Source organism: Pseudoduganella sp. OTU4001, from assembly GCF_038440195.1.
Lineage (GTDB): Bacteria > Pseudomonadota > Gammaproteobacteria > Burkholderiales > Burkholderiaceae_D > Rugamonas.
Genome location: NZ_JASATG010000046.1, coordinates 23489 through 29674, shown reverse-complemented (window position 1 = coordinate 29674; position 6186 = coordinate 23489). Strand labels below are relative to the sequence as shown.

The following is a 6186-nucleotide window of genomic DNA, read 5'->3' as shown; positions in this document are numbered from 1 at the left end:
CCCCAATTTTACCCACGACTTTTATCCCTGCCGTACCAGCGAGGACTGGTGCAGCACTGCGCGGATCACATCCGTCAGCGCCGCCTGCACTGCTTCGTTGCTGGTGTGGCCGCCCATCAGCGGCTTGAGGGCCGCGCCGGCGCCGTGCAGGCCGAGCGTGGTGCAGCCGGTATACAGGCGGTCCAGGCGCACGCGCGCCTCAATCTGCTCGTCGCGCGCCAGCAGCGCGTCCAGCTCGGTGCTGGCGGCGGTCAGCTGGTTCTGGAAGCCGGTCAGGTAGACCAGCAGGCGGTCGGCGCCAATGCCCAGCCGCACCAGCGTATCGGCCGGATCTTCGGCGCGGTGCTCGTAGCCGTTGGCTGCCTGGTCGAGGAAAGCCCCAAGGTGGGCGCGCACCTGGTCGGACTGGAACGGCTTGACGATATAGCCGGTGGCGCCGGCCAGCGTGGCCTGCTGCACCGTCTCCTTGTCGGTAGCCGAAGAAACCAGCACGAACGGCACTTCCGCCAGTTCGCCGTGCGCGCGCACGCGCTGCAGCAGTTCGATGCCGGACAGGCGCGGCATGCGCAGGTCGCAGAAGATGATGCCGGGGCGCAGGCCGTCCTCCAGCTGCTGCCAGCCGTCGGCGCCGTCCTCCGCCTCGATGATTTCGAATTTGCCGCAGCCGTCGATCAGGTGCATCAGCACCATGCGCGAAACCACGTCATCGTCTACCACCAGTACTTTCATGCGTTCCCCGTTGATTGTTTAGTGCCGCGTAGGCGACACGACGTGCTCCAGCAACAGCCGCAGGCGCGGCAGCTTGGTGCGGATGGCCGGCCACATGGCTCGGTCGGCCGCCCTTTCCAGTTCACCGCACAGCGCGTGCAGTTCCGCTTCGTCCAAGTAGGCGGCGCTGCCCTTCATGCCATGGAACAGGCGGCCCGCGGCGTCGGCATCGGCGGCGGCCAGCGCCTGGTCCAGTTCGCGCAGGCGCGCCGGCAGGTCGGCGATGAAGGCGTCGCGCAGGCGCAGCTTGAGCGCCTGCCCTGCCTGGCCCGGCAACGGTTCCGGCGGCGGCAGGTCGCAGACGCCGAACATGGCATCCAGTTCCGCCACCGAAGGCTGCTCGGAGGCCTTGCGGCGCAGCGGCGGCAGCTTGATGCCGCGCGCCAGCTGGCGTTCGATGGCGCGCTCGAGCTGCATGTGCAGCGCGCCTTCGTCGATCGGCTTGGTCAGGAAATCGTCCATGCCGGCCGCCAGGTAGCGGCTGCGGTCTTCTTCGCTGGCGTTGGCGGTCAGCGCCACGATCATCAGGTGCGGGTCGACCACCGGCGCTTCGCGCGGGCCGCCGGAGCGGATCAGGCGCGTCGCGGTGGCGCCGTCCATTTCCGGCATGCGGCCGTCCATCAGCACCAGGTCGTAGCGCTGCTGGGCGCAGGCGGCCAGCGCCAGCACGCCATTGCCGGCGATATCGACCTTGTGCCCCAGCTCCTCCAGCATCATGCGGATGATGATCTGGTTGGTCGGGAAATCTTCCGCGCACAGCACGCGCAGCTGGTGGGTGTGCGGCTCGCGTGCCACGTGCGGCACCAGCGGTGGCGCCACGCCGTCACGCAGCGGGATGGTGAACGCAAAGGTGGAGCCGGCGCCCGGTGCGCTGACCACTTCGATCGTGCCGCCCATCAGCTCCACCAGCTGGTTGCTGATCGCCAGGCCAAGTCCGGTGCCGCCGTAGCGGCGGGTGGTGGTGGTGTCGCCCTGCTCGAATTTCTGGAACAGGCGCGGCAAGGCGTCCGGCGGGATGCCGATGCCGGTATCTTCCACCGTAAAGCGGATGCGGTGGCCATCCGGCCCGCTGCTTTCGCGCACCACGCTCAGAGAAACCTTGCCGCGCTCCGTGAACTTGAAGGCATTGCCGACCAGGTTGACCAGCACCTGGCGCAGGCGGGTCGGGTCGCCCACCACGAACTCCGGCAGGTCGGAGCCAAAATCGACTTCGAAGCCCACCGTGTTGGACATGGTCTGCTCTGCGAACAGGCTGACCACGTTCTCCACCATGCTGGCCAGCGCAAAGTCGATCGATTCGATATACAGCTTGCCCGCTTCGATCTTGGAAAAGTCCAGCAGGTCGTTGATGATGGCCAGCAGCGATTGCGCGTTGCCCTGGCCGCGCTCGATCTGCTCGCGGGTGCGCTCGCCCAGCGCGCTGTCGCGCAAGGCAAAGCCCAGCATGCCGATCACGCCGGCCAGCGGCGTACGCATTTCATGGCTCATATTGGCCAGGAATTCGGACTTCTGGCGCGTCGCCTCTTCCGCGCGCTGCTTGGCCAGCGACAGGTGGCGGTCGCGCTGCTCCAGCTCGCGCTTCTGCTCCTGCAGCAGCTGGTTCTTCAGCTCCACTTCGGCGGTGCGCAGGCTGACCTGCTGCTCCAGGCGCAGCTGCTGCTTGCGCAGCACGCGTACGCGGGTGTGGTAGGCAGCCCAGGCGCCACCCAGCATGGCGGCCAGCACGCACACGCGGAACCACCAGGTCTTCCAGTAAGGCGGCGCAATAGTGATCGACAGCATGGCGGCATTGTCGTTCCAGATGCCGTCCTTGTTGGCGGCCTTGACGCGGAACTCGTAGGTGCCCGGATCAAGGTTGGTGTAGGTCGCAAAGCGCTTGCCGGCGTCGGTCAGCACCCAGTCCTTGTCGAAGCCCTGCAACTGGTAGGCGAAGCGGTTGCGCTGCGGCGCGGCGTAGTGCAGCGCCGCGAATTCCAGCGCGAAGACGGAATCGCCCTCGCGCAGCGACAGTGCGCTGGTGTATTCGATGGCCTGCTTCAGCACGCCCTTGTTGGCGCCGCCCTGCCCCGGCCGCACCGACTTGTTGAAGATCTGGAAGTCGGTGATGACGGCGGTCGGCGCCGAGCTGTTCTCGCGCACGTCCTGCGGTTCAAAAGCGGTAATGCCGTTAAAGCCGCCGAAATACAGCGTGCCGTCGGCGGCGCGCAGGGCCGAACCGTCAAAGTAGGCGCCTTCGATGGTGCCGTCCACGCCGGAGTAATTGCGCACCTGGCCGTTGCTGAGATCCAGGCGTGAAATGCCGGTATTGGTGGACAGCCACAAATACTTGCCGCGGTCCGGCAGGATGCCTGCGATGGCGTCGTCGGCCAGGCCGTCCTTGCGCAGGAAGCGGCGGAAATGCACGCTGCCGTCGGCGCGGCGCTCCATGCGGTTCAGGCCCGCCGCGGTGCCGATCCAGAGCGTGCCGCCTTCGTCCTCGAACAGGTAGTGCACCTCGTTGTGGCTAAGGCTGGACTGGTCGTTCGGGTTGTTGCGGTAGTGGGTGAAGCGGCCGGTGGTGCGGTCCAGCAGGTCCAGGCCGTTGAAGGTGCCGACCCACAGGTTACCGCGCCGGTCTTCCAGCACCGGGCGCACTACGCTGTCGGCCAGGCTATGGATATCGGCCGGATCGTGGCGGAAGGTCAGCACGCCGCCGCTGGCCGGGTCGATGCGGTGCAGGCCGTTGCGTGCCGAGGCCCACACCATCCCATCGCGGTCGCCGTACAGGTAGCGGATCGCGTCGTTTTCAGGGTCGCCGTGCGACAGCATCAGCTGGCCGAAACGGCGCGTTCTCAGGTCGAAGCGGCGTACGCCATTGCGTCCGCCGACCCACAGCAAATTGCGGTCGCGCGGATCCTGCAGCAGCGCGGTGACCTGCGAATCGAGGTTGTCGCCGCTGGCGCCGCCGGGACGGTACAGCACCGCCTTGCCGGCCAGCGCATCGTAATAATTCAGGCCATCGTTGTTGCCGACCCAGATCTTGCCGCCGCCCGCATCGAGGATGGCGCGCACCTTGTTGTCGGTCAGGCCGGCCGGCTGGCCGGGGTCCTTCACCAGGCGCGCAAAGCCGCCGCTGCCCAGGTCCACCCGGCTGACGCCGCGGTACCAGGTGCCGACCCACAGCGTGCCCACATTGTCGCGGTACAGCGAATAGACGTAGTTGTCGGCGATGCTGTGCTGGTCGCCCTGGTGATGGCGGTACTGCACGAAGCGGTCGTCATCCGGTCGCCAGCGGAACAAGCCGCCAGTCTGGCTGCCGACCCACAGCGTGCCGTCCGGATCCTGGTAAATACGGCGGATGGTGCCCGCCGACAAGCCCTGGGCCGCGCCGAGCGCGCGCCGCTGCGGGTACCGGCCGTCCAGCGTCCAGCGTTCGATTCCGTTCTGCGTGCCGACCCACAGCACGCCGTCGCGGTCCAGCAGCAGCGCCTGGGCGCCGCGCGCGCCGCCGGCCTGCATCGGGAAATGGGTGAACACACGCGAGCCCGGATCGAGCATGTCGACGCCGGCCGCCGTGGCGACCCACAGCCTGCCCTGCCTGTCGCGCGCCAGGGCGTTGACCTGGTCATGCCCCAGGCTGCCCGGGTTGCCGCGCTCATTGTGGTAGACCACGAACTTGCCGGTCGCGGGATCGAAGTGCTGCAGGCCATCCGCCGTGCCGACCCACAGGCCGTCGACACCGTCGTCGATGATGGCCTTGATGTGGCGGTTGCCGCTGCCGCGCTTTTCCGGCTCCTGCGGCAGGAAATGGGTAAAGGCCTGGGTTTTCGGGTCGAACAGGTCAAGCCCGCCGTCCGTGCCTACCCACATGCGGCCGCGCGGGTCCAGGTGCAGCACGCCGACCCAATTCTCCGCCAGGCTGCGGGGATCGCCCACCACGTTGCGGTAGACCGTCACCTTGTAGCCGTCGAAGCGGCTCAGGCCCGCCTGGCTGCCGAACCACATGAAGCCCTGGCGGTCCTGCACGATGGACAGTACCGACTCCTGCGCCAGGCCGTCCTCCACGTCCAGCTGCTCGAAACGCAGGGTGCGCGGCGGCGCCGCCAGCGCCGGGAGGGCGAGCGTGCAAGCCAGTGCCAGTGCGGCCAGGCGGGGGAGCAGGCGACGGGATTTTCCAGCCACGGGTCAGAAATTCACAAAAAGCGGCATTGTACTATTGGTAAGCTCAGGACCCGAAAAATGCCAGGACGTCGGTGCGCCGCGCGTGGGTGTCGCGCTGGCCGAGGCGGATCAGCTCCTGGGTGTAGCTGGCCTCGAACAGCAGGTAGGAAGCCAGCGCCGAACCGCGCGCCTCGGTCGCGCCGATACCGGACAGCATGGTGCGGATCGGCGCCGGCAGGCTGCTGATATGGCGTGCCGCCAGGTCGTCCAGCCGTTCCGATGGCGCGATTACCAGTAGTTCCACCGGCCGCAGCGGGGTTTTGGCCAGCAACTCCTCCGGCAGCACCGACAGGGTCTGGTTGACCCGGTTCAGGCGCTCGATATCGATCGACAGGCTGTCCAGGAAAATCGACGACATGGCGTGGCCGGCGATCTGCGCCAGGCTTGGGTAGCGCGGCGTTTCCGTCATCTGGCGCGGCGGCTCGGTCAGGCGGCCGGCGCCCACCACCAGCACTTTCTGCGCGCCGAGGTGGATGGCCGGCGAGATCGGCGCCAGCTGGCGCATCGAACCGTCGCCGCAGTATTCCAGCCGCCCGCCCATATACAGCGGCGTGGCCGGGAAGATGAAGGGGATGGCCGACGACGCCAGCAAATGTTCGACGCCGATCTGGTCCTGCATCGCCACGCGCTGCATGCGTATCCATGGCGCGATTTCGGCGGCGGTCTGGTAGAAGGTGATGTGCTGGCCGCCTGTATAGGACGACGCGGTCACCGCCACCGCGTGCAGCAAGCCTTCCTGCAGGCAGTTATCCAGGCGCGGCAAGTCCAGCATGCGGTGCAGCAGGTTGACCAGCGGGGTGTTATCGAGCAGCGACTGCGGCGGCGCAGCGCGCCATTTGCGCAGCAGCCAGCCGAAAGACAGCAGCGACAGCCAGCGCGCGCCGGAACGGATCACGCCCAGCGAGTCGGCGCGGTACACCTGCCCTACTTCGAAATTGCTCCACACATCGAGCAGCTTTTGCACGCCCTCGCCGAAATTGTCGGCACGGCAGGCCAGGGCCGTGGCGTTGATGGCGCCAGCCGAGGTGCCGCAAATGATCTGGAATGGATTGCGCGCCGGCGGCCAGCCCTCTTCCCACAGGATTTCGGAGATCGCCTGCAAAACGCCAATCTGGTAAGCCGCCCGGGCGCCGCCGCCCGTCAGGATCAAGCCCGTTTTCTTTTTAATACCCATTTATCGAGGGTAACATGAGAGCCGCAAGGCGGGGAATGCCTACC

At 67.2% G+C, this 6186-nt stretch carries 3 protein-coding genes; all 3 read right to left on the bottom strand.

The features are described from left to right. Positions 1 to 21: 21 nt before the first annotated feature. The 3 genes from AAHE99_RS25025 to AAHE99_RS25015 are packed head-to-tail and all read right to left on the bottom strand — an operon-like array spanning position 22 to position 6142. Positions 22 to 729 (bottom strand): response regulator, encoded by a 708-nt coding sequence (locus AAHE99_RS25025; protein WP_342120566.1) that lies wholly within the window; start codon positions 727 to 729, stop codon positions 22 to 24. Between the two features lie 18 nt (positions 730 to 747). Beyond that, positions 748 to 4929, bottom strand: a complete 4182-nt coding sequence (locus AAHE99_RS25020; RefSeq protein ID WP_342120565.1) for a two-component regulator propeller domain-containing protein — start codon at positions 4927 to 4929, stop codon at positions 748 to 750. Between the two features lie 43 nt (positions 4930 to 4972). Continuing rightward, positions 4973 to 6142, bottom strand: a complete 1170-nt coding sequence (locus AAHE99_RS25015; protein WP_342120564.1) for a patatin-like phospholipase family protein — start codon at positions 6140 to 6142, stop codon at positions 4973 to 4975. Positions 6143 to 6186 lie beyond the last annotated feature (44 nt).